The sequence below is a fragment of the Virgibacillus sp. CM-4 genome, from assembly GCF_000445495.1.
Lineage (GTDB): Bacteria > Bacillota > Bacilli > Bacillales > Amphibacillaceae > Virgibacillus > Virgibacillus salexigens.
In genome coordinates this window covers 1-1341 of the sequence record NZ_AUQA01000017.1, presented here as the reverse complement: position 1 = coordinate 1341, position 1341 = coordinate 1, and the positions used below count along the sequence as shown (strand labels likewise).

At 44.6% G+C, this 1341-nt stretch carries 1 protein-coding gene; it reads right to left on the bottom strand.

Features of this window, described 5'->3' with window-relative positions:
• Nucleotides 1-261 precede the first annotated feature (261 nt).
• A partial coding sequence (locus tag M948_RS42435; RefSeq protein WP_003251264.1) for an IS256 family transposase occupies nucleotides 262-1341 on the bottom strand: 1080 nt, incomplete at its 5' end.

Sequence of the window (1341 nt, the reverse complement as noted above, 5' to 3'; positions counted from 1 at the left end):
GTATTATGATGTCGTCACACGGGAAAAGAAAAGGTAAACTAGGGGATTAATGAACATCAGCCCTGCCTATTCTCATACATTTCTCCTATATTCCATTTTCTGGTACCGTCAAGAATTTTGTGTAATGTAAGATAGATAGGGTATCTCTGAAATGGATTTGGAATGGATAGGGAACCGGTTTCCTTCACACAAGAGACTGAATATTCAGTCTCTTGTGTGGAAAGGGAAAATCCCCTTATTTTGTTTATTTACAATATTTGGTTAACAATAACGTTCTTCAAACATTCGTTGAAGGGCTTCTTGCGCTTCGGCAAATCCTCGCAACTTTCGCCCTGCCCATTTCTCGTTAAAGTCCTGTATCGTCAAATATACGACTTTTTCAGCGGCTTCTAAACTGCTCAAACTGTTCATCGGTTTTAGGCGTTTCCGAATCTCCTTGATCGTTCGTTCGATGGCATTGGTCGTATAAATCACACTTCGAATACTGCTTGGATAGTCCATAAAGGTGAGAAGGACATCCAACTCATTTGCCCAAGATTGGACTTCCCTTGGGTATTTGTGAGACCATTTGGATTGAAACTGTTGAAACATCTCCAATGCGATTTCTTTATTCGGAGAACGATAAATGAGTTTCAGGTCCTCCGCCATTTCGAATTGATCTTTTTTCCGAACACGGCTGAGGGTGTTGCGGACTTTGTGCACGACACAGCGCTGCACATCGGCTTTCGGATACACCGCCTTAAAGGCTTCCTCCAACCCCGGAAGGCCATCGAAGACGCCAAGAAGCACTTCCTTGACGCCTCTTTTGTAGAGCTGTTGGAGAATCTCCTGCCATACATAGGCGCTTTCTTGTCCTCCTACGAAGAAATCAAGAATTTCACGATACCCTTCTTCGTTCACCCCCAATACCACATAAATAACTTCTTTCTCTACCGTATCCCGGCGAAGTTTCACGTACAAGCCGTCCAAATATAAGACCGAATAACGCTGGTGTAGTGGACGAGCGTGCCATTTCTCGATGTCTTCCTTCACGACATCGGTAATCCGGCTGATCGTCGCAGGAGAATAGGTGCTTCCTAGAATTCGTTCGATAAACTTGCCAATTTCACGCGTGCTCATGCCACTTTGGTACATCCTAATGATTGCTTCCTCCAGCCAGCCCGTGTGCCGTTGGTAAGGGGCAAACAACTGTGTTTGAAATTCCCCGTTTCGGTCTCTTGGAACCAAAAGACCTTCAATCCGGCCATATTGTGTATCTAGATTTCGCTGATAGTAGCCGTTTCTCATATTCGGCGTTCCAGCCTGTTCGATTTCGAGGAAATTTTTGATTTCTTCCCGCAT